This window comes from Hydrogenophaga pseudoflava, assembly GCF_004353865.1.
Classification (GTDB): Bacteria; Pseudomonadota; Gammaproteobacteria; order Burkholderiales; family Burkholderiaceae_C; genus Hydrogenophaga; species Hydrogenophaga pseudoflava.
In genome coordinates, this window is record NZ_CP037867.1 from 3811019 (window position 1) to 3834459 (window position 23441).

A 23441-nucleotide genomic window follows, 5' to 3' on the forward strand; every position below is an offset into this window, starting at 1 on the left:
AAGAAGATTCAAAGACTGGAGAGGCCGCGATCCAGGTCGCTGCGGATGTCGTCCAGATGTTCAAGGCCGACGGCCACGCGGATCAGGCCCTGACCGATGCCGGCGGCCTGGCGCTGCGCTTCGGACAGCTTGCCGTGCGAGGTGCTGGCGGGGTGGGTGCACAGGGTCTTGGTGTCGCCGAGATTCGTGCACAGCGACAGCACTTGCAGCGCATCAAGCACATGAAAGGCGCGTTGGCGCGCCTGCTCGGGGCTGGCTGCTTTCACATCGAAGGACAGCACGGCACCACCGATGCCGTTCATCTGGCGCATGGCCAGTTCGTGCTGCGGATGGCTCGCCAGGCCGGGGTAGTACACGCGGCCCACGGCGGGGTGTGCCTCCAGCCAGTGAGCCAGTGCCAAGGTCTGCGCGCTCTGGGCTTTCATGCGAAGGTCCAGCGTTTCCAGGCCCTTGAGCACCACCCAGGCGTTGAACGGCGAAAGCACCATGCCGGAGTTCTTCTGCACCGGCAGGAACTTCTCGTGCACCATGGCTTCGCGGGCACACAGGGCACCGGCCATCACGCGGCCCTGCCCGTCGAGGTACTTGGTGCCAGAGTGCATCACGATGTCGGCACCCAGAGCGATGGGGCGCTGCAGCACCGGGGTGGCAAAGCAGTTGTCCACCGCCAGCAAAGCGCCGGCGTTGTGGGCCAGATCGGCCAGGGCCTGGATGTCGCACACCTCACCCAGCGGGTTGGTGGGTGTTTCGGCAAACAGCAGGCGGGTCGTGGGCCGCATGGCCGCGCGCCAGGCCGCCAGATCGGTCTGCGGCACCACCGAGGTTTCCACGCCGAAGCGCCCGAACTCCGAGCCAATCAGCTTGAGCGTGGAGCCGAACATGGACTGCGAAATGATGACGTGGTCGCCCGCCTTGAGCAGGCTGAAGCACATCAGCATGACCGCGGCCATGCCCGAGGCGGTGGCCATGCAGGCCTCGGCACCTTCCATCGCGGCCAGGCGCATCTCGAAGCTGGTGACCGTCGGATTGCCTGAGCGGCCGTAGGTGTAGCCGTCGTCTTCGCCGGCAAAGCGGCGTGCGGAGTCTTCGGCGGACGGCTGCACATAACCGCTGGTAAGGAACAGCGCCTCGGAGTTCTCGCCGTACTGGCTGCGCTCGGTCGCCAGCCGAACCGCCAGGGTTTCGCGATGCAGAGCGTCAGCGGATTTCGCGTTCGATGACATGGCGGATCAGGCGGTCTGGGCGTTGGGCAGAGCCAGGCGCGAGCTGTCTTCCTGCCCTTCTTCGGTCTGGTCGCGGCCCTGGTTCATGCGGGCAATGGTCTCGGGCGTGATGTCGCCCGTGACATAGACGCCATCGAAGCACGATGCGTCGAAACCCGCCAGCTTCGGATTGAGCGCGGCGATGGCCTGCTTCATCGCATCCACGTCCTGGTAGATCAGCGCGTCGCAACCAATGAGTTCGCGGATCTGCTCAACCGTGCGGTCGTGCGCCACCAGCTCCGTCGCGGTGGGCATGTCGATGCCATACACGTTGGGGAAACGCACCGGCGGCGCGGCGCTGGCCATGTAGACCTTGCGCGCGCCGGCGTCGCGCGCCATCTGCACGATCTCCTTGGAGGTGGTGCCGCGCACGATGGAGTCGTCCACCAGCAGCACGTTGCGGCCCTTGAACTCGCTGGCGATCACGTTGAGCTTCTGGCGCACCGACTTCTTGCGAACACCCTGACCGGGCATGATGAAGGTACGGCCGACGTAGCGGTTCTTCACGAAGCCTTCGCGGTACGGCAGGCCCAGGAGTTGTGCCAGTTCCATGGCACTCGGGCGCGAGGACTCCGGGATCGGGATGACCACGTCGATTTCAGTCGGTGGCACGGTGGACACCAGCCGCTTGGCCAGGGTCTTGCCCATGTTCAGGCGCGCCTGGTACACCGAGATGCCGTCGAGCACCGAGTCCGGCCGGGCCAGGTAGACATATTCGAAGATGCAGGGGTTGTGGCTGACCTTGTCCGCACATTGCTCGAAGCTGGCCTTGCCATCCAGGTCGATGAACACGGCCTCGCCGGGCGCCACATCGCGTTCCAGTTCAAAGCCGTTGCCCTCAAGCGTGACCGATTCGCTGGCGACCATGCGGGCGCCATCGGCGTTGCGACCGATGCACAGCGGACGGATGCCGAAAGGATCGCGGAAGGCCAGCAGGCCGTGGCCGGCGATCAGCGCGATCACGGCATACGAGCCCTTGATGCGCCGGTGCACGCCACGCACCGCGGCAAACACGTCGGCCGGCTTGAGCGATGCCCCGCGGGTGGACTTTTCCAGTTCGTGCGCGAGCACGTTGAGCAGCACCTCGGAGTCGCTCTCGGTGTTGATGTGGCGGTGGTCGGTCTGGAACAGCTCCTGCTTCAGACCCTGGGCATTGGTCAGGTTGCCGTTGTGCACCATCACCAGGCCAAACGGCGCGTTGACGTAGAACGGCTGGGCCTCTTCCTCGCTGAAGGCGTTGCCCGCGGTGGGGTAACGCACCTGACCGAGCCCGACATTGCCCGGCAGCGCGCGCATGTTGCGCGTGCGAAAGACGTCGCGCACCATGCCCTTGGCCTTGTGCATGAAGAACTTGCGCCCTTGCTGGGTGACGATGCCGGCGGCATCCTGTCCCCGGTGCTGCAGTAGCAGCAGAGCGTCGTAGATCAGCTGATTGACAGGCGCCTGGCTCACCACGCCCACGATTCCACACATGATTGGATCCTCAACGAAACAAAGACTGTCGACTCAGGCCAGGTAACGGGCCACCGGCTCGGGCAGCAGCGGCCTGAGGGCCTGCAGGCTGTCACCCAGCACCTGGGCCACCGCTGACGTCTGCCAGGCTTGTTGCGACTGGAGCGGTGTCATTCCCACCACCACCGCCACCGCCAGCAGCACCACCGCGCCACGCAGCAGGCCAAACACACCACCCAGCACGCGGTCAATGGGACGCAAACCCACGGCCGCCACCATCTTTTTCACCAGCCACGCCACAAACCCGCCGGCGAACGCGCTGGCCACAAACACCAGGACGAATGCCACCGCAATGCGCAGTGCCGCGGAGAGGCCGTCCAGCGGCAGCAGGCGCGCCACATCTCCTGCATAGGCCTGGGCCAGCAAGAACGCCGCCACCCAGACCATCAAAGAAAGCACTTCGTACACCAGACCCCGCCACATGCCGACCACGGCCGACAGCAGCAGCACGAACAGCAACAACCCATCCACTGCGTTCATGTCGCCGCCCCCAGGCCCCGGGCCAACGCCGTCACAGCCAGAGCAGGGCCGTCGACAGACCCAGCGCCTTGGCGCGCTCTGCGGCCTTTTCGGCCTCCGCGCGCGTGGCGAAAGGTCCCAGGCGCACCCGGATGCGACGCCCCTGCGGCGTCTCGGCCACATGGGTGTAGGTCTTGAGTCCGGCCCGCTCCAGCTTCAAACGGGCCTCGCGGGCACGTTCGGCCTCCGAAAACGCCCCCACCTGCACGACGATGCGCTCGTTGCCGGTAGCGGTTTTTTCAGAGGGCTTCTCAGGTGGTTTTTCGGTGGTGTTCCCCGCCGCAGCCTTGTCGGCAACGGGCTTCTCAAGCGGAGGCTTCTCTGCGGGCTTTTCAACGGGTTTGTCGGCCGGCTTGGCCACAGCCTTCGGCTCGACCACCTCCTCGCGCGCGGCAAGGCTGTCGGCCGTGGCCACCGGCGCCGGCCTGGCCGCGGCAGGAGCCTCGGTCTTGGGTGCAGGCGTTGCAGGCGTGTTGCGGGAGGGAATCTCGATCGGCACGTCGACCGCAATGGGGCGGGGTTGCGTATCGAACAGCAGCGGGAACCCGAGCACCCCCACCAGCACCAGCACGGCCGCCCCGATCAGGCGGTGCCGGGCCCGACGACGCACGGCCTCGATGCTTTGCGGCGGCGGTGGGGCGGTGTGGCCCGCAGAACCGGAACGGGATGTGAGCATGCGGAAATGGGTCCGGCGGAGATCGCGGAGAGGATCAGTTCGCGAGGTGCCTGGCCGCCAGACGCGGCACGCCATCCTTCAGAACACCCCCCACCGTGTGGAAGGAACCAAAGACAACGATTCTATCAGTGGGGTCCGCTTCCAGCACCGCCGCGCGCAGCGCCTCCAGCGGCGACGGATGGCATCCGGCCACCCGCGAACGCCCGCCAGAGGCCTGGCCGGCGCCGCTGTCGAGCACGGCCGCCAGATCGGTCGCCCGGCTGGCGCGCGGCAGTGGCAGATCGGTGAGGTGCCAGCGGTCGATCAGCGATGAAATGCGCTCCAGCATGGCGGGCAAGTCCTTGTCGGCCATGGCACCGAACACCGCGTGCGTGACCGGGTAGTAGCCCATGGCGTCGAGGTTCTCGGCCAACGCGGCCACGGAATGGGGGTTGTGGGCGACATCGAGCACGAGCGCGGGCTCTCCGGGCACGATCTGGAAACGGCCGGGCAGCTCGACCATGGCCAGCCCGTTTCGGACGGCCTGTGCCGTCACGGGCAGGCGGGGCCGCAGCGCCTCGATGGCGGCCAGGACGCCCGAGGCGTTCACCAGCTGGTTGGCGCCGCGCAGGGCCGGGTAGGCCAGACCACTGAACTTGCGCCCACCCTGTGAAGGGTGCATGGCCCAGCCCCACTGCTGCTTGTCACCGGCGAAATGGAAGTCCTTGCCGATGCGCCAGAGCTGGGCGCCGACTTCGAGCGCCCGGTCCAGCACGCTTTGCGGCGGCACCGGATCGCTGACCACCACCGGCCGGCCGGTGCGCATGATGCCGGCTTTCTCGTAGCCGATGGCCTCGCGGTCGTTGCCCAGCAGGGCCATGTGGTCCAGCGCGATGCAGGTGATGACCGCGCAGTCCGGGTCGACGATGTTCACCGCGTCCAGCCGCCCGCCCAGTCCCACCTCCAGGATGGCCACATCCAGCCCGCTGAGCGACAGCGTGCGCAGGATGGCGAGTGTGGTGAACTCGAAATAGGTCAGTACCACGACGCCGTCATCACCCGATCCACCGTCCCCGAGCCTCGCACGCTCGACCTCGGCGAACGCCGGCAAAAGGGCATCAGCAGCGACCGGCTCGCGCCCGATGCGGCAACGTTCCTCGAAATGCACCAGGTGGGGCGAGGTGTAGACCCCGGTCCGGTACCCGGCCTCGCTGTAGATGGCCTCCAGCATGGCGCAGGTCGAGCCTTTGCCGTTGGTGCCGGCCACGGTGATCACCGGGCAGGGCATGGACAGGCGCATGCGCTGCGCCACCCGCTGCACCCGGTCCAGCCCAAGCTCGATGCCGCTGATGCCCTGGGGATGCTGGCGCTCGCAATGGGCCAGCCACTCGTCTAAGGTGTTCATGACCGGGATTATCCCGGCCATCACAAAGCCCCGTGCTCAGCCCGCGAAACGGTCGGTGGCTTCGATCAGCCGGTCCAGGATGCCGGGTTCGTTGAACGCGTGGCCAGCATCGGGCACGATGTGGAAGTCGGCCTGCGGCCAGGCGCGATGCAGATCCCAGGCGGTGCGGGCCGGGGTGCAGGCGTCGTAGCGCCCCTGCACGATCACCCCCGGCACGCCGGCCAGCCTGTGCGCGTCGCGGATGAGCTGCCCTTCCTCGAGCCAGCCGTCGTGCACGAAATAATGGTTCTCGATGCGTGCGAAGGCCAGCGAGAAGGCGTCGTCAGAGTGTTTGGCGGTGTTGGCCGCGTCGGGCAGCAGGCGGATGGTCTGACCCTCCCACAGGCTCCAGGCACGCGCGCAGGCCAGTTGGGCCACCGGGTCGTCGCCGGCCAGCCGCTTCCGGTAGGCGGTGAGCAGGTCGCCGCGTTCGGCCTCGGGGATCGGTGCGAGGAAGCCCTCCCACAAGTCGGGAAAGAGCCACGAAGCCCCCTCCTGGTAGTACCAGCGCACCTCGTCGCGGCGCAGGGTGAAGATGCCGCGCACGACCAGTTCGGACACGCGCTCCGTGTGCGTCTGCGCATAGGCCAGCGCCAGCGTGCTGCCCCAGGAACCACCGAACACCAGCCAGCGATCGAAGCCCAGCAGAGCGCGCAGCCGCTCCATGTCAGCCACCAGGTGCCAGGTGGTGTTGTTCTCCAGCGAAGCCGCCGGCTTCGACCGGCCGCAGCCGCGCTGGTCGAACAGCAGCACGCAGTACTTCTGCGGGTCGAACAGGCGGCGGTGGTCGGGCGAGCAGCCCGAGCCCGGCCCACCGTGCAGGAACACCGCCGGCTTGCCCTGCGGGTTGCCGCAGAGCTCCCAGTAGATCTGATGGCCGTCGCCGGTGTCGAGCACGCCGGTCTTGAAGGGTTCGATGGGGGGATAGAAGCGGCGCAGGGTCATGGTGAAGCGCGACCTTCACCAAGAGGCCGCGTGACAGAATTCGGGGATGACCACACTCTACGGCATCCCCAACTGCGACACCGTCAAAAAGGCCCGGGCCTGGCTGAACGAGCATGGCGTGGCACACAGCTTCCACGACTTCAAGAAGCAGGGTGTGCCCGAGGCCGCACTGGACCGGTGGCTGGCTGCGGCGGGCTGGGAAACGCTGGTCAACCGCAAAGGCACCACCTGGCGCGGGCTGGACGAGGCCACCCGCTCGGCGGTTTTGGACAGCGCAAGCGCACGCGCCGTGCTGCTGCAGCACCCCAGCCTGATCAAACGCCCGGTGGTCGGCTGGACGGACGGCTCGGTCACCGTGGGCTTCGACCCGGGCGCCTGGAGCGACCGGCTTGACCGCGAGCGCTGAGCGCGGCTGGCGGTGATCGAATTCACTCCGATCTCCCGGCGCCACGCATTCAACTTTTACAATACGAAAATTGCTCAGAAGGAATGCGCATGCGCTCAACACGCACGTTTCAAAGACATTGGCTTGCTGCCCTGCTGGCCAGCCTGGTGCTGGCGGCCTGTGGCGGTTCGGGGGAATCGCCTGGCAGTTCCGACGAATCGGTGTCAAGGGGCAGTGAGGTTGCCGCCAGCCAGCAGCGCGCATCCAGCATCAATTCGACCGATGCCGTGGTTCAGAGCCCTGCCTCCAGTGAGACGGGCGCGCAGGCCAATCCGGTCCACAAGGTGAGCGTCGACCGCCGGGCCGCACCCTCCCCTGCCATCAGCGTGGATCTGGGCCCGCCGGAAGCCTCGGCCATCGAGAAGATGGAACGGCACAACCGCAAAGGAAATGGCCTTGAGAGGGCCAAGCGCGTCCAGATCGGCTTTGGCCGTGACATGGCCACCACCAGCTCGCGCAAGAATTTGCAGCAAATGGCCTGGAACACCACAGCCAGCGGCGTGCAGCGGGCCAGCCTGCGCTTCAGCTCCACCGGGGCGGCCGGCCTGCGCCTGGGCGTGCTGGTCCAGGCCTTGCCCGACGACGCGGTCCTGCGGGTGTATGCCGAAGGCAGCACCGACGCCCGGGAGACCACGGGCGCCCACATCAATTCCTCGATCGCGGCCAACGTGCAGGCCGACGGCAACTCGGACGCTGCCCGCACGTACTGGACCCCGACGACGGAGGGCGAAGCCACGGTTCTGGAAATCGACCTGCCTGCGGGGCGCCCGACCGCCTCCACCGTGTTCACCGTGCCCAAACTCATGCACCAGACCGTGCTCGCACCCAAGGCCAGTCTGGGCCAGATCGAGCAGAAGTCTGAATGTCCCGGCGTGACACCCGACGTTGTGTGCACTGACCCCCTCCCGCCGGTGACCAATGCCGTGGGTTCGATGGACTTCGTCGACGGCGGCTTGTCGTGGGTCTGCACCGGAACGCTGATCGCCAACCGCGGCGCCACACAGCAAGGCTACTTTCTGACGGCCAACCACTGCATCAACAACCAGTCTGCGGCCAGCTCGCTGCATGTCTTCTGGTTCTACCGCTCCAGCGCCTGCGACAGCACCACCGTCAACCCGGGCACCGTGCCGAGCTTCAGCGGAGCAGACCTGCGCTACAACAAGACCGAGTTCTCGGGCAGCCTGCGCACCCCCGTGGGCACCGACACCTCGCTGCTGGACCTAAGAGACACACCGCCCGCAGGAACGATCTACGCCGGCTGGTCCTTCCAGCGCGAAGTCGTGGGTGGCAGCGCGAACTACGTCGGCGTGCACAGCCCGGGTGGCGGATTCCTTCGCCGCTCCGACGGACGGCTGATCGGGTACGGGTCCGTGCTGAACACCTACGTTTTCGATGGCGACGAATATTTCAATGTCGACACCTCCCCCAACCCGCAGTCTCCGATGTACCAGGTCCGCTGGACCACCGGCATCACCGAAGGCGGCAGCAGCGGCTCGGGCCTGTTCGCCGGCGGCACGACCAGCACCCCCCGCATCGTCGGCCAGCTGTGGGGCGGCGCTTCCAGCTGCAGCAACACCACCGCGAGCGACTACTTCGGCCGATTCGACCTCGCCTACGAAAGCGGTTTGGTCAACTGGCTGAACCCGGGCTATAAATTCGTCTTCCGCTTCTACCGCCCCAGCAACGGCACCCATTTCTTCAGTGCCCATGTGCCGGAGAGAGATGCAGTTCGAGCCAGCAACTCGGCGCTGTCGTACGAAGGTCCGGTGTTCATGGTGGCACCAGCACCTGGCAACGGCCTCAGCCCGGTTTATCGCTTCGTCAACCGGCAAACCGGGGCGCACTTCTACACCATCAATGAAAGCGAAAGGGCCTCAGTTGCCGCGAACCTGTCGCATGTCTTCACGAACGAAGGCATCGCCTGGTACGCGCGTCAGGCGAATTCTCCCGCCAGCGGCACGGTAGAGGTGTACAGGTTCTTCCGTAGGTCGGCGGGCACCCACCTGTACACCGTCAGCGTGGCGGAACGGGACAACATCATCGCCACCCGCGCGGCGGAATACACCTACGAAGGTGTGGCCTACCTCGCGTGGGCAGCCAACTGACCGGGCGCTGACCTTCAGCGCGGCAGGAACACCAGCCAGTACACCAGCAGCAGGTTCAGCAGCGCGCTGAACCCCAGCAGCAGCTTCCAGAGCATGGCCGGGTCGCGCTGGATCAGCGGGGTGGCAGGCGGTGCGGTGAGCGGGCGCGACGCGCCACGCTCCAGTGCCAGCAGCAGCTCTTCGGCGGTTTCGAAGCGCTGCTTCTGGTCGCGGCTGACGGCCTTGAGCACGATGTGGTCGAGCCAGATCGGCACCTCGGGGTGGTGGCGGCTGGGCGCGACCGGGTCGCGGTAGTAGCGGCCGGCCTGGTAGGGCAGCACCTCGCCATAGGGCAGCTTGCCCGTCAGCAGCTGGTAGAGCGTGACGCCGAGCGCGAACAGGTCGCTGCGCGCGTCGGCGGCTTGTGGCTCCGCGTCGGTGTCCACGCCGCCGCTGCGCAGCCGGAAGCCCCACTGCTCTGGATTGATGAAGCTGGGCGTGCCGGCGTGCAGCGCGCGCGCCGACGCGGGCTCACGCCCGCTGAGCGCCACGCCCAGGTCGAGCAGGCGCAGCACGCCGTCTTCCCCCTGGTGCAGGTTGGCGGGTTTCACGTCTCGGTGGATCACGCCCTGGCGGTGCAGGTGGCCCAGGGCCCGGGCGGCCTGGGTGGCCATGGCGATGGTCTGGGCCACGCCAGGTCGGTGCTGCCGGTCCAGCATGTGCTGCAGCGATTCGCCGGCATGCCAGTCGTAGAGCAGGTAGAAGGCGCTGGCGCCCTGCCCCGCGGGCAGCGTGGGCGGTGCGTCGTGCACGGCCACCAGGTGTTCGGCCGCGCGGCTGGTGGCCATGCGGCGCGCCAGCCAGGCCTCGTGCGCGAGCATGGCGCGCTCTTCGGCATCGTGAGCGCGCTGGGGGTGCAGGGTCTTGAGCGCGTAGAGCCTGTGCGTGACTGGGTCGCGCGCCTGGTAGACGAGGTTGATGCCGTTGTCGGCCACCACGGCGGTGATGGCCAGGCCGTCGATCTGTTCGCCCAGCCTGAGCCTGGGCGGGATGGGCAGCTGTGCGGCCAGGCGGTTCTGGTCCTGCAGGGTGGCGCTGTCGAGCCCGCGCACGCGCACGGCCAGCGCGGTGGCGTTGTCGGGGCTGCCGCGTTGCAGGGCCGCGGCCACCAGGGCTTCGCACAGGCCCTGGGCGTCGGCGGTGTCCGGTTGTTCGTCGATCAGGGCCTTCAGCCGCGCCTCGTTCAGCACGTTGTGCACGCCATCGGACATGAGCAGGAACAGGTCGCCCACCAGCAGATCACCCTGTGAGTAGTCCACCACCACGCGGTCTTCCACGCCGATGCAGCGCAGCAACTGGTGGCTGAGGTCGGGGTGGTCGGCCACGTGATCGTGCGTGAGCTGGGTCAGCTGGCCGCCGCGCAGCAGGCAGGCGCGCGTGTCGCCCACGTGGGCCAGGGTGTAGCTGTGGCCGCGCAGCACCATGGCCGTGAGCGTGGTCAGGCCCATGGCCGGATGGCGACGCCGGTTGACGCCCGCCAGCCAGGTGTTCTGCGCGCCGATGACGCGGTCCATGGCCACCGTGGTGTCCCAGGTCTCGGGTGTGCCGTAGTAGTCGCGCACCAGGCTGGTCACCGTGGTCTGCGCCGCTTCCCTGCCCAGCCCGCCCGCACTCACGCCGTCGGCGATGGCGACGATGGAACCCATGTCCGCCTGCCCAGGGGGCGGCAGCATGGCGGCGCAGAAGTCCTCGTTGGTGTCCTTGCGGCCGGCCTGGCTGGCGTAGCCGATGTCAATGTCAAAAGCCATGCACCACCTCAAGCAAGAACAGCGCCCAACGTTGGTGCGGCGCAGGGGCTAGCCCATCAGCATCTGCATGCTGCGCTCGTAGTGGGTGGACAGGCTTTCAAACTGGGCCAGCAGACCCTCGCTGGCATGGGCCACGGTCTCCAGCCGCGCCAGCCGGTCGCGTCCCGCCGGACGGTGGCCTTGCGGCGTGGCGGCCAGCATCTGCCGCCAGCCGGTGGTGGCCTGGTCCAGGGCGGTGCGGATGTCGGGCGTGGTCAGCGGCAGGCCGTTGAGGTAGGCCAGTGCGCGCTCGAAATCGTGCTGCACCTCGGTCATGGCGGCGCTGCGGCTGGCGCTGCCCTCTTCCAGATCGAGCAGGTCCATCAGCGCCATCTTGGCGAAACGCTGCGAGAGCATGCGCTGGCGGCCGGCGGCGTTGAGCACCTGCAGCGAGGCCATGGCACCGGCGTGCTGCAGGCTGGCGGTCAGGCGCTCGGCGTCCTGCAGCAGGCGGTCGGCCAGCTCGTCCACCCGGGGCACCTGCGCCGGGGCGGGCTTGCCCTTGAGCGAGGCCTTCAGCGCCTGCCAGGTGGCGCCCAGCAGGCCCAGCAGGTCGCCGAAGCTGGGTTGCGACAGGCCCTTGCCCAGCCAGGCCAGGTTGGCGTCCACCCGCTGGATCGACTCGTCCAGCAGGGCCTGCTGCTGGCGCGACTGCACGTCGGCCAGCCGCAGCAGGTGCAGCTTCACCAGGCGCTGCGAGAACATGCGCAGCTGGCCCGCGCGGTTGACGGCCTCGGCGAAATGGGCCGACTGGATGATCTGTTCCGACACCTGGCCCAGGCGCTGGTTGGTGTGCATGGAGGCGGTGCGCAGGATCTGGAAGGCGTCGTCGTCGGTCAGCGCGCGCGCCCGCATGAGGATGCCCTTGGCGCGCTCGACCAGCTTGCGCTCCTCGAAGCGCTGCGACACGTCGCGCAGCTGTTCCAGCAGCGCCTGTTCGCGCTCGAAACGCGCCTGCGCCAGCTGCACCAGTGGCCGCAGGCGCGCCGCCCCGTACCCGTTCACCACCCAGGCATGCACGCCGGCGCCCGTGGCGCGCTCGATGTGGGCGGCGTCGGCATCGGACGTGAACAGCAGCACTGGCCGGGGCAGCACCTCCGCCAGCGTCTGCGTGGCCTTGAACAGGGCTTCATCGGGGCGCGCGACCTCACCGACCACCAGATCTGGTGCGTGCTGCACGGCGACCTGCACCAGTTTGCTGCAGTCCTCGACGATGGCCAGGACCTGGCATCCCGCGGCGGGCAGGTCGTCCTGCAACGGCAGAAGGGCCCGGGAACCGGGGCGAAGAAGCAGCACGGAAGTCATAAGAATCAAGCACTTGTGATCAGTGAGCGCCCTGCCCGCTGTGGCCGGAACCGGCGCGGCGCCAGGGGTGCGGCAAAGGCCCGCGAATGGGGCGCCGATCATATGGCACACCTCTTGCATTGAACAGGCCAGACGTGACGACGCGTCCCACCCCGACCGCAGCGTCGGGGCCTGCCCACAACGACGTGTGCAGCGACTGAAACGGTGCTGGCCCTGTGCCTGCGCCACCCCGGCAGACCTGCCGGGTTTCGAACATTCCCTACCCCTGAGTTCCGGCCCACCCGCCGCTGTGCGATCGCCCGCGTGCGTCCGCCGGAGCCAGCCACAACCCCCGTGATCTTCAGACAGGAGTCGCCGCAATGAAAAAGATGAAACTCGTGATGGTGGGCAACGGCATGGCCGGTGTGCGCACGCTCGAAGAGCTGCTGAAGATCGCACCCGAGTTCTACGACATCACCGTTTTCGGTGCCGAGCCGCACCCCAACTACAACCGCATCCTGCTCTCGCCCGTGCTGGCGGGCGAACAGACCATCGACGAGATCATCCTCAACGACTGGTCCTGGTACACCGACAACGGCATCACGCTGCACGCGGGCTACAAGGTGACCGAGGTGGACCGCGTCAGGCGCGTGGTGCACTCGGTCGGCCCCAATGGCGAGAAAGTGTCGGCCGAGTACGACCGCCTGATCATGGCGACCGGATCCAACCCCTTCATCCTGCCCATCCCCGGCAAGGACCTGCAGGGCGTGCTGGCCTACCGCGACATCGCCGACACGCAGGCCATGATCGACGCCGCCGCCACCTACAAGCACGCGGTCGTCATCGGCGGCGGTCTGCTGGGCCTGGAAGCGGCCAACGGCCTGATGAAGCGCGGCATGACGGTGAGCGTGGTGCATGTCGCGCCCTGGCTGATGGAGCGCCAGCTGGACGACGTGGCGGGCAAGCTGCTGCAGAAGTCGCTGGAGGAGCGCGGCATGCAGTTCCTGATCGGCGCGCAGACGCAGGAGCTGGTGGGCGGTGACGATGGCCGCGTGAAAGCCATCCGTTTCAAGGACGGCAGCGAGGTGCCGGCCGACCTGGTGGTGATGGCCGTGGGCATCCGCCCCAACACCGCGCTGGCCGAAAGCATGCGCCTGCACGTCAACCGCGGCATCGTGGTCAGCGACACGATGCAGACCGTGACCGACCCGCGCATCTACGCGGTGGGTGAGTGCGCGGCGCACCGCGGCATCGCCTACGGCCTGGTGGCGCCGCTGTTCGAGCAGGGCAAGGTGCTGGCCACGCACCTGGCCGAGTTCGGCATCGGCCGCTACACCGGCTCGCTCACCTCCACCAAGCTCAAGGTCACGGGCATCGACCTGTTCTCCGCCGGCGAGTTCATGGGCGGCGACGGCACGGAAGAGATCGTGATGAGCGACCCCTTCGGCGGCGTCTACAAGAAGCTGGTGATCAAGGACGACAAGCTGGTCGGCGCCTGCCTGTATGGCGACACGGTGGACGGCAGCTGGTACTTCAAGCTGCTGCGCGAAGGCCGCACGGTCGGCGACATCCGGGACAGGCTGATGTTCGGCGAGTCCAACATCGGCGACACCGGCCACCAGGGCCATAACAAGGCCGCGGCCATGGCCGACAGCGACGAGGTCTGCGGCTGCAACGGCGTGACCAAGGGCGCCATCTGCAAGGCCATCAAAGAGAAAGGCCTGTTCACACTGGACGAGGTGAAGAAGCACACCAAGGCCAGCGCCAGCTGCGGCTCCTGCACCGGTCTGGTGGAGCAGATCCTGATGTTCACGGCCGGCGGCGACTACTCGGCCACGCCGAAGAAAAAGGCCATCTGCGGCTGCACCGAGCACAGCCACCAGGACGTGCGCGACGCGATCCGCAACGACAAGCTGCTGACCATCGCCGACACCTTCAACGCCCTGGGCTGGAAGACGCCCAACGGCTGCGCCACCTGCCGACCGGCCATCAACTACTACCTCATCAGCACCTGGCCCAAGCAGGCCAAGGACGATCCGCAGAGCCGCTTCATCAACGAGCGCTCGCACGCCAACATCCAGAAGGACGGCACCTACTCCGTCATTCCGCGCATGTGGGGTGGCGAGACCACGGCCGACGAGCTGCGCCGCATCGCCGACGCGGTGGACAAGTACAAGATCCCGACCGTCAAGGTGACCGGCGGCCAGCGCATCGACCTGCTGGGCGTGAAGAAGGAAGACCTGGTCAACGTCTGGAAAGACATCGGCATGCCCAGTGGCCACGCCTACGCCAAGGCGCTGCGCACGGTGAAAACCTGCGTGGGCAGCGAGTGGTGCCGCATGGGTACGCAGGACTCTACCCAGATGGGCAAGGACCTCGAAAAAGCCATGTGGCGCATGTACGCGCCGCACAAGGTGAAGTTCGCCGTCAGCGGCTGCCCGCGCAACTGCGCCGAAGCCGGCATCAAAGATGTGGGCGTGATCGGTGTCGATTCGGGCTGGGAGATGTACATCGCCGGCAACGGCGGCATCAAGACCGAGGTCGCGCACTTCCTGGTCAAGGTGAAGACGGCCGAGGAGGTCATGGAATACACCGGCGCCTTCTGCGAGCTCTACCGCCAGGAGGGCTGGTACCTGGAGCGCACGGTGCACTACGTCAACCGCGTGGGCCTGGACTACATCAAGAAGCGCATCCTGGACGACGCGGCCGGCCGCAAGGCACTGTGGGAACAGCTGCAGTTCGCGCTCGACGGCGAGCCCGACCCCTGGTTCGACTTCCCAGAAGCGGCCGTGGACACGCGCCAGTTTGAACCCGTCGCCATCGTCAAGGCCTGAGGAGCGCTCATGAAACGACGCGACGTGCTCATCCTGGCAGGCTCCCTGCCCCTGGGTGTGAACGCCCAGGTCAGCGACCTCGCCGATGCGATCAACAAGGCCGGGCGTCAGCGCATGCTCTCGCAGCGCATGGGCAAGGCCTGGCTCGCAATGGTGCACAAGACCGAGGACCGGTCGGCCCAGGCCGTGCTCGACAAGTCGATGGCGCTGTTCGACCGCCAGCTGGTCGAGCTCAAGGCCTACGCGCCGTCGCCCGAGATCCGCGAGACCTACACCACGCTGGAAGCCGCCTGGAGCGACTACAAGACCGCGCTCGTCGGCGCCGCGCCCAGCAAGGCCGGTTCTGCCGCGCTGCTCAAGGCGGACTCCCGTGTGCTGGCACTGGCCCACCAGGGCACGGTGCAGTACGAGGCCGCCATGGGCCAGCCCGTCGGCAAGCTGGTCAACGTCGCGGGCCGCCAGCGAATGCTTTCGCAGCGCATGGCCAAGTTCTACTTCGCAGCCGCGTTGCCGGTGGACGCTTCGACAGCGCTCGCCGAGATCGGCAAGGCCCGCACCGAGTTCCTGGCAGCCATGACCACGCTGCGCGAGGCGCCCGAAGCCACGTCCCGCATCCGCGACGAACTCAGCCTGGCCGATGGCCAGTGGTTCTTCTTCGACCAGGCCCTGCAGCGTGTGCAGTCCGGTGCCGCGGCCACGGCCAAACCGCTGTCCGACGTGTTCGTGACCAGCGAGAACCTGCTCAGCGTGATGGACCGCGTCACCAATCTCTACGCCAACCTGAAGTCCTGATTACAGAGAAAGCCCCATGAACATGAGCCAATGGACCCCCATCTGCCAGGTTGACGACATCCCCGTGCTCGGCTCGCGCCGCGTGGCGCGCGAGCAGGGCCTGGACGTCGCGATCTTCCGCAACGACCAGGACGAGGTGTTCGCCCTGCTCGACCGCTGCCCGCACAAGGGCGGCCCGCTGAGCCAGGGCATCGTCTTCGGCACCCACGTGGCCTGCCCGCTGCACAACTGGACCATCGGCCTGTGCGACGGCCAGGCGTCGGCGCCCGACGAGGGCTGCACGCCCAAGTTCAGCGTGAAGGTGGAGAACGGTCAGGTGTTCCTGGACGCCACGCAGCTCGCGTCGCACGCGACCGACCTTGCCCGCCCAATCGCTGGCCCTGCCCGCCGTTCAACTTCCGCCTGAGCACCATGACCGAAACCCGCTCCACCTGCCCCTACTGCGGCGTCGGCTGCGGGGTGCTCATCCAGAGCGAGGGCGGCCAGATCACCGGTGTGCGCGGCGACCCGGACCACCCCGCCAACTTCGGCAAGCTCTGCACCAAGGGCAGCACGCTGCACCTGACGGCCGCGCCCGCCATCACGCGACAGGCGCGTCTGCTGCAACCCATGCAGCGGCTGCAGCGCGGCCAGGCGCCGGTGGCCCTGGGCTGGGACGCCGCGCTGGACCGTGTGGCCGGCGAGTTCGGCCGCATCGTGCGGGACCACGGCCCCGACGCGGTGGGCTTCTACATCAGCGGCCAGCTACTGACCGAGGACTACTACGTCTTCAACAAGCTGGCCAAGGGCCTGATCGGCACCAACAACGTCGACACCAACTCGCGCCTGTGCATGAGCAGCGCGGTGGCCGGCTACAAGCTCACGCTGGGCGCCGACGCGCCGCCCGCCTGCTACGACGACGTGAACCACGCCGCCTGCCTGTTCATCGTGGGCAGCAACGCTGCCTACGCCCACCCCATCCTGTTCCGCCGCATCGAGGCCGCGAAGCAGAAGAACCCGGGCATGAAGGTGATCGTGGCCGACCCGCGCCGCACCGACACCGCCGAGCTGGCCGACCTGTATTTGCCCCTGCAGCCGGGCACCGACGTGATGCTGTTCCACGGCCTGCTGCACGTGATGCTGTGGGAAGGCTGGACCGACAACGCCTACATCGCTGCGCACACGAACGGCTTCGACGAGCTGAAGGCGCTGGTGCGCGACTGCACGCCCGACTTGGTGGCGCAGACCTGCGGCATCTCCAAGGAAGACCTGTTCAAAGCCGCAAGGTGGTTCGCTGGCCTTGACGGCCAGGGGTTCGCACATCGCCGACCGACGCTCAGCCTGTATTGCCAGGGCCTGAACCAGAGCAGCAGCGGCACCGCCAAGAACGCCAGCCTGATCAACCTGCACCTGGCCACCGGCCAGATCGGCAAGCCCGGCGCTGGCCCCTTTAGCCTGACTGGCCAACCCAACGCCATGGGCGGGCGCGAGGTCGGTGGCCTGGCCAACCTGCTGTCCGCCCACCGCGACCTGGCCAACCCGGCGCACCGCGCCGAAGTGGCCGCGCTCTGGGGCGTGGCCGATGTGCCATCGAAACCCGGCAAGACCGCGGTCGAGATGTTCCAGGCCGCGGCCGATGGCGAGATCAAGGCGCTGTGGATCGCCTGCACCAACCCGGCGCAGTCCATGCCCGACCAGGCCACCGTGCGCCGCGCGCTGCAGCGCGCCGAGTTCGTGGTGGTGCAGGAAGCCTTTGCAACAGCCTCGACCTGCGACTTCGCCGACATCCTGCTGCCCGCCACCACCTGGGGCGAGAAGGAAGGCACGGTGACCAACAGCGAGCGCCGCATCAGCCGCGTGCGTGCCGCCGTGCCTGCCGCGGGTGAAGCACGGCACGACTGGCGCATCGCGGTGGACGTGGCGCGCCGGCTCGAAGCGCAGCTGCGCCCGGGCCAGGCTTCGCTCTTTCCCTACGAGACGCCCGAAGCGATCTGGAACGAACACCGCGAATCCACCCGCAGCCGCGACCTGGACATCACCGGCCTGTCCTACGCCATGCTGGAAGCCGATGGCCCGCAGCAGTGGCCGCTGCGCGAGGGCGACCAGGCCGGCAAGACCCGGCTCTACGAAGACGGCATCTTCCCCACCACCGACGGCAAGGCCAGATTCGCCGCCCTGCCCTACAGGCCCACCGCCGAGCAGCGCGAATCGCGCTTCCCGTTCTCGCTGACCACCGGCCGCCTGCGCGACCACTGGCACGGCATGACGCGCACCGGTACCCTGGGCCGCCTGTTCGGTCACGTGGCCGAGCCGTCGGTGCAGATGAACCCGCAGGACATGGAGCGCCGAGGCCTCAAGGACGGCGAGCTGGTGCACGTGACCAGCAAACGCGGCTCCATCGTGCTGCCGGCGCAGGGCTCGCGCACCGTCCACACCACGCAGGCCTTCATCGCCATGCACTGGGGCCCCGAATACCTGAGCGGCCGCAGCAGCCAGGGCGAGCCGCTGGCGGGTGTCAACGCCATCACCACCTCGGCCTGTTGCCCCACGTCCAAACAGCCCGAACTCAAGCACGCGGCGGTCAAGGTCCTCAAGGCCGAACTGCCCTGGACCCTGCTGGGCGTGGCCTGGTTGCCCGAAGCCTCGGCGCTGACGGCGCTGACCGAACTGCGCGCGCTGATGCCGTCGTTCGAGTTCGCGTCCTGCGTGCCGTTCGGCCGCGAACGCACCGGCGTCCTGTTCCGCGCCGCCGCGCACGAAGCACCGGAGCCCGCGCTGGTGGAGCGCATCGAGGCGCTGCTGGGCCTGTCCACCCCGGACACCCTGCGCTACGCCGACAAGCGCCGCCAGCAGCGCCGCAGTGCCCGCCTGCAGCGCTGCGGTGACGACATCACGCTCGAAGCCTTCTTGCTCGCCGGCGACACCAGCGCCGAGGGCTGGATCAAGACCCTGCTGCAGGACGAGCTGCCCGCCGGCCGCTACGGCCGCCTGCTGCTGATGCCCGGCGCCGCGGCCCCGGTGGCGGTGGTCGCGAAAAGCCCCCAGGTCTGCACCTGCTTCAATGTCGGCGAAGACGCGATCCGGGGTGCGCTGCCGCGCTGCGGCGGCACCGACGACCAGCGCCTGGCGCAGTTGCAGGGCCAGCTCAAGTGCGGCACCAACTGCGGCTCCTGCATCCCGGAACTGCGGCGGCTGGTGAAGGCCGTGCCCGCATCCCTGGTAGCCATATAACCCGCAGTCATCTGACCTCGCGGACAATGGCGGCCCATGAGCATCAGCCACTACATCAAGGAGATCGGGCGCGGCAAGGATGGCGCCCGTTCGCTCAGCCGTGAGCAAGCCACCGACCTGTTCGGCCAGGTGCTGGACGGCGCCGTGACCGACCTGGAGGTCGGCGGCTTCTGCCTGGCGATGCGCATCAAGGGCGAGACGCCGGACGAGATGGCCGGCTTCCTCGACGCCACGCACGCCCGCCTGCGGCGCCTGCCGGACAACGGCCTCACCACCGTGGTGCTGCCGAGCTACAACGGTGCGCGCAAGCTGCCGGTGCTCACCCCCCTGCTGGCCCTGCTGCTGGCGCGCGAAGGCGCGGCGGTGCTGGTGCACGGCACCGCAACCGAGGACAAACGTATGAGCAGCGAAGCGGTGTTCGCCGCGCTGGGCCAGCCGGCCTGGACGGCCGTCGAGCCGCTGTCTGCCGGCCAGTGCGCCTTTGTGCCCACCGAGGTGCTGCACACCGGCCTCAAGCGCCTGCTGGACGTGCGCCGCGCGGTCGGCCTGCGCAACCCGGCGCACAGCCTGGTCAAGCTGATGAATCCCTGCGAAGGCCGCGCGCTGATCGTGGGCAGCTACACCCACCCCGAATACGCGGTGTCCATGGCCGACACCTTCGCCCTGGTCGGCGCGCACGCCCTGCTGCTGCGCGGCACCGAAGGCGAGCCGGTGGCCGACGCGCGCCGCACGCCGCAGATGGACGCCTTCCGCGATGGCCAACGCCACCTGCTGCAGCCCGCACAGGAGGGTTCGCTGGCCGCCCTGCCCGATCTGCCCAAGGACATCTCGGCCGACGCCACCGCCGCCTACATCCGCGGCGTGCTGAGCGGCCGCCTGCCCGTGCCCGCCCCCATCGCCCTGCAGGTGGCACACATCCTGCAAGAAGTCTCTCGCCCTGCCACACCAGAGACAAACCGCGTCGCCGCGGTCAGCACACCATGAACATGCCCGCCGCCATCATCACCTCCGAAAGCCAGTTCCACCCCGGCACCGTCACCCTCGTGGGCGCCGGACCGGGTGACCCGGATCTGCTCACCATCAAGGCCGCCAAGGCGATTGCCGCGGCCACAGTGCTGCTGGTGGACGACCTGGTGGGCGACGGCGTGCTGGCCCATGCATCCCCGAGCGCGCGCATCGTGTACGTGGGCAAGCGCGGTGGTTGCAAGAGCACACCGCAGGCTTTCATCGAGAAGCTGATGATCATGGCCGCACGCGAAGGCGAGGTGGTGGTGCGCCTCAAGGGCGGCGACCCCTTCATCTTCGGCCGCGGCGGTGAAGAGGTCGAACACCTGCGCGAAGCCGGCATCGCGGTGCAGGTCATCAACGGCATCACGTCCGGCCTGGCCGGCCTGACCTCGCTGGGCGTTCCGCTGACGCACCGCGATCACGCGCACGGCGTGGTGTTCATCACCGGCCACGCCAAACCCGGCATCACACACGAATCTCGCGGCACCGACTGGCAGCAGCTCGCCGCCACCGCGCGCGACGCGAAGCTGACCCTGGTGATCTACATGGGCGTCTCCAGTGCCGCGCAGATCCAGGCCGACCTGCTGACCGGCCTGCCGGCCGACACCCCGCTGGCCATCGTCCAGCACGCCAGCCTGCCGCAGCAGCGCCACGCGGTGGGCACGCTGGGCACCCTCACCGACACGCTGGCGCGCGAAGGCCTGGGCAGCCCCTCGGTGATCGTGGTCGGCGACGTGGTGCGCGGCATCGCGGCCGTGGCGCAGCCGGCGGGCGCGCAGGCCCTGCGCGCCGCCTGAGCACCGGCCGCGGGGGCCTGCCTCGCTACACTCCGCGCACACCAATACAAGTGCGGCGAAGGCCGCCGGCGGAGGATGCCCGTGATCAACAAACTCAAGCGTTTCGTGGACAGCCACGGCAGCCTGCACACGGGCCGCGGCATGGTCACCGGCGTCATCGCCTTGACCCTGGCCTGCCTGTGCTTCCTCGGCGTGATGGCCTTCCACTTCCCCGAGTACCTGACCACACCCGAGCTGCGCAAGAGCTACGACGTGGCGCTGATGCGCCAGCTGCTGTTCTGGTCGCTGGTGGTCGCGGGCGCTCTGAGCCTGGTGAACCTGGTGTTCCGTCGCGCGCCCTGGCTGGCCGCCTCGGCATTTGCCCTGGTGCTGGTGTCGGCCCTGCTGGGCGGCCACCAGGTGGAGGTGGACCCCAACTTCCCCGACCACACGCCCTACATCGGCCTGGACTGGTTCATCCTCGACCTGCTGGGCTCGGCGCTGATCTTCATCTTCATCGAGAAGCTGTTCGGCCTGCGCAAGGACCAGCCGGTGTTCCGCCCCGAGTGGCAGACCGACTTCCAGCACTTCATCGTCAACCACATGCTGATCGGCTTCATGCTGCTGGCCACCAACCTGCTGGTGCACAAGCTGTTCGGCTGGGCCGCCAGCGACGGCATCCGCGGCTGGGTCGCGGCGCTGCCGTTCTGGGTCGCGTTGCCACTGATCATCCTGGTGGCCGACCTGGTGCAGTACTGGACGCACCGCGCCTACCACGAGGTGCCTCTGCTCTGGCGCCTGCACGCGGTGCACCACAGCGCCAAGCACATGGACTGGATGGCCGGCTCGCGCCAGCACGTGATCGAGATCCTGATCACCCGCACCCTGGTGCTGGCGCCCATCTTCACCCTGGGTTTCTCCAAGGACGTGATCGACGCCTACATCATCGTGGTCGGCTTCCAGGCCGTGTTCAACCACGCCAACGTCAGCGTGCGCCTGGGGCCGCTGCGCCACCTGATCGTGACGCCCAACTTCCACCACTGGCACCACAGCCAGGACCAGGAGGCGCTGGACCGCAACTACGCCGCGCACTACGCCTTCCTCGACCACCTGTTCGGCACGGCCGTCAAGAGCGACCGCGAATGGCCGGCCCAGTACGGCGTCCTGGGCGACTACGTGCCCGACGGGTTCTGGAAGCAGGTGAAGTTCCCCTTTGTCTGGAAAGGCTGACCCGGTGCAGTCTTTCGATGTGGTGATCGTCGGCGCGGGTGCGGCTGGCCTGTTCTGCGCGGGCCTCGCGGGCCAGCGCGGCCTGAAGGTGCTGCTGCTGGACCACAGCGAGAAGGTGGCCGAGAAGGTGCGCATCTCGGGCGGCGGCCGGGCCAACTTCACCAACCGCGACATCGACGTGCGCCAGCCGCACAAGCACTTTGTCGGCGAGAACCCGAACTTCTGCCGCTCGGCGCTCTCGCGCTACACCCCGACCGACTTCATCGCCCTGGTGCAGAAGCACGGCATCGCCTTCCACGAAAAGCACAAGGGACAGCTCTTCTGCGACCGCTCGGCCGGCGACCTGATCGACATGCTGCTGGCCGAATGCGCAACCGGCGGCGTGGCGCGCTGGCAGCCCTGCGGCGTGAAGGACCTGCGCACCACGGCCGGCGGCGGCTACGAACTCGATACCGACCGCGGGCCGGTGCAGGCGCGCAAGGTGGTGATCGCCACCGGCGGCCTGTCGATCCCGGCCATAGGGGCCACCGACTTCGGCTTCCGGGTGGCACAGCAGTTCGGCCTGCGCACCGTCGAACCGAGACCTGGCCTGGTGCCGCTGACCTTTGACGGTGCCGGCTGGGCGCCCTACGCGGGTCTGGCAGGCCTCGCATTGCCCGTTCTCATCGAAACCGGCGACAAAAAACACCGCACCGTCTTCGCCGAAGACCTGCTGTTCACCCACCGCGGCCTCTCCGGCCCGGCGGTGCTGCAGATCTCCAGCTACTGGCGGCCCGGCACGCCGATCCGCATCAACCTGGCACCCGAGGTGGACCTGCCCGCGGCGCTGGCCGAGGCCAAGCAGCGCTCGCGCAAGCTGCTGGTCAACGAACTCGCGCAGTGGGTGCCGTCCCGCCTGGCCGAGGCCTGGGTGGCGCAGGACGCCGACTGGCAGCGCCCGGTGGCCGAATGCAGCGACAAGGCGCTGGCCCGGCTGGCCGAGCGCCTGGCGCGCTGGGAACTGGTGCCCACCGGCACCGAGGGCTACAAGAAGGCCGAAGTGACGCTGGGCGGCGTGGACACCCGCGACCTGTCGCAGCAGACCATGGAGTCGAAGCAGCCGGGCCTGTACTTCATCGGCGAGGTGGTAGACGTGACCGGCTGGCTGGGCGGTTACAACTTCCAGTGGGCCTGGGCCAGCGCACACGCCTGCGCTTCCAGCTTGTGAAGAGCATCCAAAACGCTATAATCCAAGGCTTTGCTGGCAAAACCCCGTCGGCCAATACTAGTTTTCAGACGGGGAAAACCGCTGGTACGAAGGCCGGGCCCGATCTTCCCGTCCATCCTCTGCCCGCACATTTGGAACCATTAGCTAATGACCACCATCCGCGTTAAAGACAACGAGCCGTTTGACGTCGCCCTGCGCCGCTTCAAGCGCACCATCGAAAAACTGGGTCTGCTGACCGACCTGCGCGCCCGCGAGTTCTACGAAAAGCCGACCGCCGAGCGCAAGCGCAAGAAGGCCGCCGCCGTCAAGCGCCATTACAAGCGCGTGCGCAGCATGCAGCTGCCCAAGAAGCTGTACTGATCCTCACGTCAGTCGCTTCGACAAGAA

19 protein-coding genes are annotated in these 23441 nt (G+C 67.9%); 11 read left to right on the top strand and 8 right to left on the bottom strand.

Annotated features, from left to right (window positions below):
• Window positions 1-8 precede the first annotated feature (8 nt).
• The 6 genes from HPF_RS18335 to pip are packed head-to-tail and all read right to left on the bottom strand — an operon-like array spanning window position 9 to window position 6337.
• The gene (locus HPF_RS18335) at window positions 9-1223 is read right to left on the bottom strand and encodes an O-succinylhomoserine sulfhydrylase (protein WP_133157447.1); all 1215 of its coding nucleotides are present in this window, start codon (window positions 1221-1223) and stop codon (window positions 9-11) included.
• A 6-nt stretch (window positions 1224-1229) separates the two neighbouring features.
• Window positions 1230-2735: an amidophosphoribosyltransferase gene (purF, locus tag HPF_RS18340; protein WP_133157448.1), complete on the bottom strand. Its 1506-nt coding sequence runs from the start codon at window positions 2733-2735 to the stop codon at window positions 1230-1232.
• Window positions 2736-2768: 33 nt separating this feature from the next.
• The gene (locus HPF_RS18345) at window positions 2769-3254 is read right to left on the bottom strand and encodes a CvpA family protein (protein ID WP_079365394.1); all 486 of its coding nucleotides are present in this window, start codon (window positions 3252-3254) and stop codon (window positions 2769-2771) included.
• A gap of 31 nt (window positions 3255-3285) precedes the next feature.
• Window positions 3286-3969, bottom strand: a complete 684-nt coding sequence (locus HPF_RS18350; protein WP_066158005.1) for an SPOR domain-containing protein — start codon at window positions 3967-3969, stop codon at window positions 3286-3288.
• A gap of 34 nt (window positions 3970-4003) precedes the next feature.
• Complete coding sequence (gene folC, locus HPF_RS18355) at window positions 4004-5353, bottom strand: bifunctional tetrahydrofolate synthase/dihydrofolate synthase (protein WP_133157449.1); 1350 nt, start codon at window positions 5351-5353, stop codon at window positions 4004-4006.
• Between the two features lie 36 nt (window positions 5354-5389).
• On the bottom strand, window positions 5390-6337 hold the full coding sequence (gene pip, locus HPF_RS18360; protein ID WP_133157450.1) for a prolyl aminopeptidase: 948 nt from the start codon (window positions 6335-6337) through the stop codon (window positions 5390-5392).
• A 46-nt stretch (window positions 6338-6383) separates the two neighbouring features.
• On the opposite strand from pip, the gene HPF_RS18365 reads away from it, so the two are divergent.
• Together HPF_RS18365 and HPF_RS18370 are read left to right on the top strand one after the other, a co-directional pair.
• Window positions 6384-6743 carry an ArsC family reductase gene (locus HPF_RS18365; protein ID WP_133157451.1) on the top strand — a complete coding sequence of 120 codons (360 nt, stop codon included), beginning with the start codon at window positions 6384-6386 and terminating at the stop codon, window positions 6741-6743.
• An 89-nt stretch (window positions 6744-6832) separates the two neighbouring features.
• The gene (locus HPF_RS18370) at window positions 6833-8887 is read left to right on the top strand and encodes a hypothetical protein (protein WP_133157452.1); all 2055 of its coding nucleotides are present in this window, start codon (window positions 6833-6835) and stop codon (window positions 8885-8887) included.
• A gap of 14 nt (window positions 8888-8901) precedes the next feature.
• On the opposite strand, the gene HPF_RS18375 is transcribed toward HPF_RS18370, so the two are convergent.
• Entirely contained in the window at window positions 8902-10674 is a 1773-nt protein-coding gene (locus tag HPF_RS18375) for a bifunctional protein-serine/threonine kinase/phosphatase (RefSeq protein ID WP_133157453.1), read from the bottom strand.
• Window positions 10675-10722: 48 nt separating this feature from the next.
• A complete protein-coding gene (locus HPF_RS18380; protein WP_133157454.1) occupies window positions 10723-12018 on the bottom strand; it encodes a type IV pili methyl-accepting chemotaxis transducer N-terminal domain-containing protein in 1296 nt (431 codons plus the stop codon).
• 359 nt (window positions 12019-12377) lie between these two features.
• Here HPF_RS18380 and nirB point away from each other — a divergent pair, with 359 nt between their 5' ends.
• The 9 genes from nirB (at window position 12378) to rpsU (ending at window position 23414) form a co-directional block, all read left to right on the top strand.
• Window positions 12378-14831 carry a nitrite reductase large subunit NirB gene (gene nirB / locus HPF_RS18385; RefSeq protein WP_133157455.1) on the top strand — a complete coding sequence of 818 codons (2454 nt, stop codon included), beginning with the start codon at window positions 12378-12380 and terminating at the stop codon, window positions 14829-14831.
• A 9-nt stretch (window positions 14832-14840) separates the two neighbouring features.
• Window positions 14841-15623 (top strand): type IV pili methyl-accepting chemotaxis transducer N-terminal domain-containing protein, encoded by a 783-nt coding sequence (locus tag HPF_RS18390; protein WP_133157456.1) that lies wholly within the window; start codon window positions 14841-14843, stop codon window positions 15621-15623.
• 22 nt (window positions 15624-15645) lie between these two features.
• On the top strand, window positions 15646-16029 hold the full coding sequence (gene nirD, locus HPF_RS18395; protein WP_133158162.1) for a nitrite reductase small subunit NirD: 384 nt from the start codon (window positions 15646-15648) through the stop codon (window positions 16027-16029).
• A 5-nt stretch (window positions 16030-16034) separates the two neighbouring features.
• The gene (locus tag HPF_RS18400) at window positions 16035-18833 is read left to right on the top strand and encodes a nitrate reductase (RefSeq protein WP_133157457.1); all 2799 of its coding nucleotides are present in this window, start codon (window positions 16035-16037) and stop codon (window positions 18831-18833) included.
• A gap of 36 nt (window positions 18834-18869) precedes the next feature.
• On the top strand, window positions 18870-19817 hold the full coding sequence (ybiB, locus tag HPF_RS18405; RefSeq protein ID WP_133157458.1) for a DNA-binding protein YbiB: 948 nt from the start codon (window positions 18870-18872) through the stop codon (window positions 19815-19817).
• Between the two features lie 2 nt (window positions 19818-19819).
• Window positions 19820-20638: a uroporphyrinogen-III C-methyltransferase gene (gene cobA / locus HPF_RS18410; RefSeq protein ID WP_133158163.1), complete on the top strand. Its 819-nt coding sequence runs from the start codon at window positions 19820-19822 to the stop codon at window positions 20636-20638.
• A 141-nt stretch (window positions 20639-20779) separates the two neighbouring features.
• Window positions 20780-21847 carry a sterol desaturase family protein gene (locus HPF_RS18415; RefSeq protein ID WP_371836600.1) on the top strand — a complete coding sequence of 356 codons (1068 nt, stop codon included), beginning with the start codon at window positions 20780-20782 and terminating at the stop codon, window positions 21845-21847.
• Window positions 21848-21851: 4 nt separating this feature from the next.
• Complete coding sequence (locus HPF_RS18420; RefSeq protein WP_079365406.1) at window positions 21852-23054, top strand: BaiN/RdsA family NAD(P)/FAD-dependent oxidoreductase; 1203 nt, start codon at window positions 21852-21854, stop codon at window positions 23052-23054.
• 147 nt (window positions 23055-23201) lie between these two features.
• Window positions 23202-23414, top strand: a complete 213-nt coding sequence (gene rpsU / locus HPF_RS18425) for a 30S ribosomal protein S21 (RefSeq protein ID WP_056273869.1) — start codon at window positions 23202-23204, stop codon at window positions 23412-23414.
• Window positions 23415-23441 lie beyond the last annotated feature (27 nt).

What these genes read in the sequence shown, in the direction of transcription:
- HPF_RS18335 (WP_133157447.1), bottom strand. Translation starts at nt 1,223, where the DNA reads ATGTCATCGAACGCGAAATCCGCTGACGCTCTGCATCGCGAAACCCTG.
- purF (WP_133157448.1), bottom strand. Translation starts at nt 2,735, where the DNA reads ATGTGTGGAATCGTGGGCGTGGTGAGCCAGGCGCCTGTCAATCAGCTG.
- HPF_RS18345 (WP_079365394.1), bottom strand. Translation starts at nt 3,254, where the DNA reads ATGAACGCAGTGGATGGGTTGTTGCTGTTCGTGCTGCTGCTGTCGGCC.
- HPF_RS18350 (WP_066158005.1), bottom strand. Translation starts at nt 3,969, where the DNA reads ATGCTCACATCCCGTTCCGGTTCTGCGGGCCACACCGCCCCACCGCCG.
- folC (WP_133157449.1), bottom strand. Translation starts at nt 5,353, where the DNA reads ATGAACACCTTAGACGAGTGGCTGGCCCATTGCGAGCGCCAGCATCCC.
- pip (WP_133157450.1), bottom strand. Translation starts at nt 6,337, where the DNA reads ATGACCCTGCGCCGCTTCTATCCCCCCATCGAACCCTTCAAGACCGGC.
- HPF_RS18365 (WP_133157451.1), top strand. Translation starts at nt 6,384, where the DNA reads ATGACCACACTCTACGGCATCCCCAACTGCGACACCGTCAAAAAGGCC.
- HPF_RS18370 (WP_133157452.1), top strand. Translation starts at nt 6,833, where the DNA reads ATGCGCTCAACACGCACGTTTCAAAGACATTGGCTTGCTGCCCTGCTG.
- HPF_RS18375 (WP_133157453.1), bottom strand. Translation starts at nt 10,674, where the DNA reads ATGGCTTTTGACATTGACATCGGCTACGCCAGCCAGGCCGGCCGCAAG.
- HPF_RS18380 (WP_133157454.1), bottom strand. Translation starts at nt 12,018, where the DNA reads ATGACTTCCGTGCTGCTTCTTCGCCCCGGTTCCCGGGCCCTTCTGCCG.
- nirB (WP_133157455.1), top strand. Translation starts at nt 12,378, where the DNA reads ATGAAAAAGATGAAACTCGTGATGGTGGGCAACGGCATGGCCGGTGTG.
- HPF_RS18390 (WP_133157456.1), top strand. Translation starts at nt 14,841, where the DNA reads ATGAAACGACGCGACGTGCTCATCCTGGCAGGCTCCCTGCCCCTGGGT.
- nirD (WP_133158162.1), top strand. Translation starts at nt 15,646, where the DNA reads ATGAGCCAATGGACCCCCATCTGCCAGGTTGACGACATCCCCGTGCTC.
- HPF_RS18400 (WP_133157457.1), top strand. Translation starts at nt 16,035, where the DNA reads ATGACCGAAACCCGCTCCACCTGCCCCTACTGCGGCGTCGGCTGCGGG.
- ybiB (WP_133157458.1), top strand. Translation starts at nt 18,870, where the DNA reads ATGAGCATCAGCCACTACATCAAGGAGATCGGGCGCGGCAAGGATGGC.
- cobA (WP_133158163.1), top strand. Translation starts at nt 19,820, where the DNA reads ATGCCCGCCGCCATCATCACCTCCGAAAGCCAGTTCCACCCCGGCACC.
- HPF_RS18415 (WP_371836600.1), top strand. Translation starts at nt 20,780, where the DNA reads ATGGTCACCGGCGTCATCGCCTTGACCCTGGCCTGCCTGTGCTTCCTC.
- rpsU (WP_056273869.1), top strand. Translation starts at nt 23,202, where the DNA reads ATGACCACCATCCGCGTTAAAGACAACGAGCCGTTTGACGTCGCCCTG.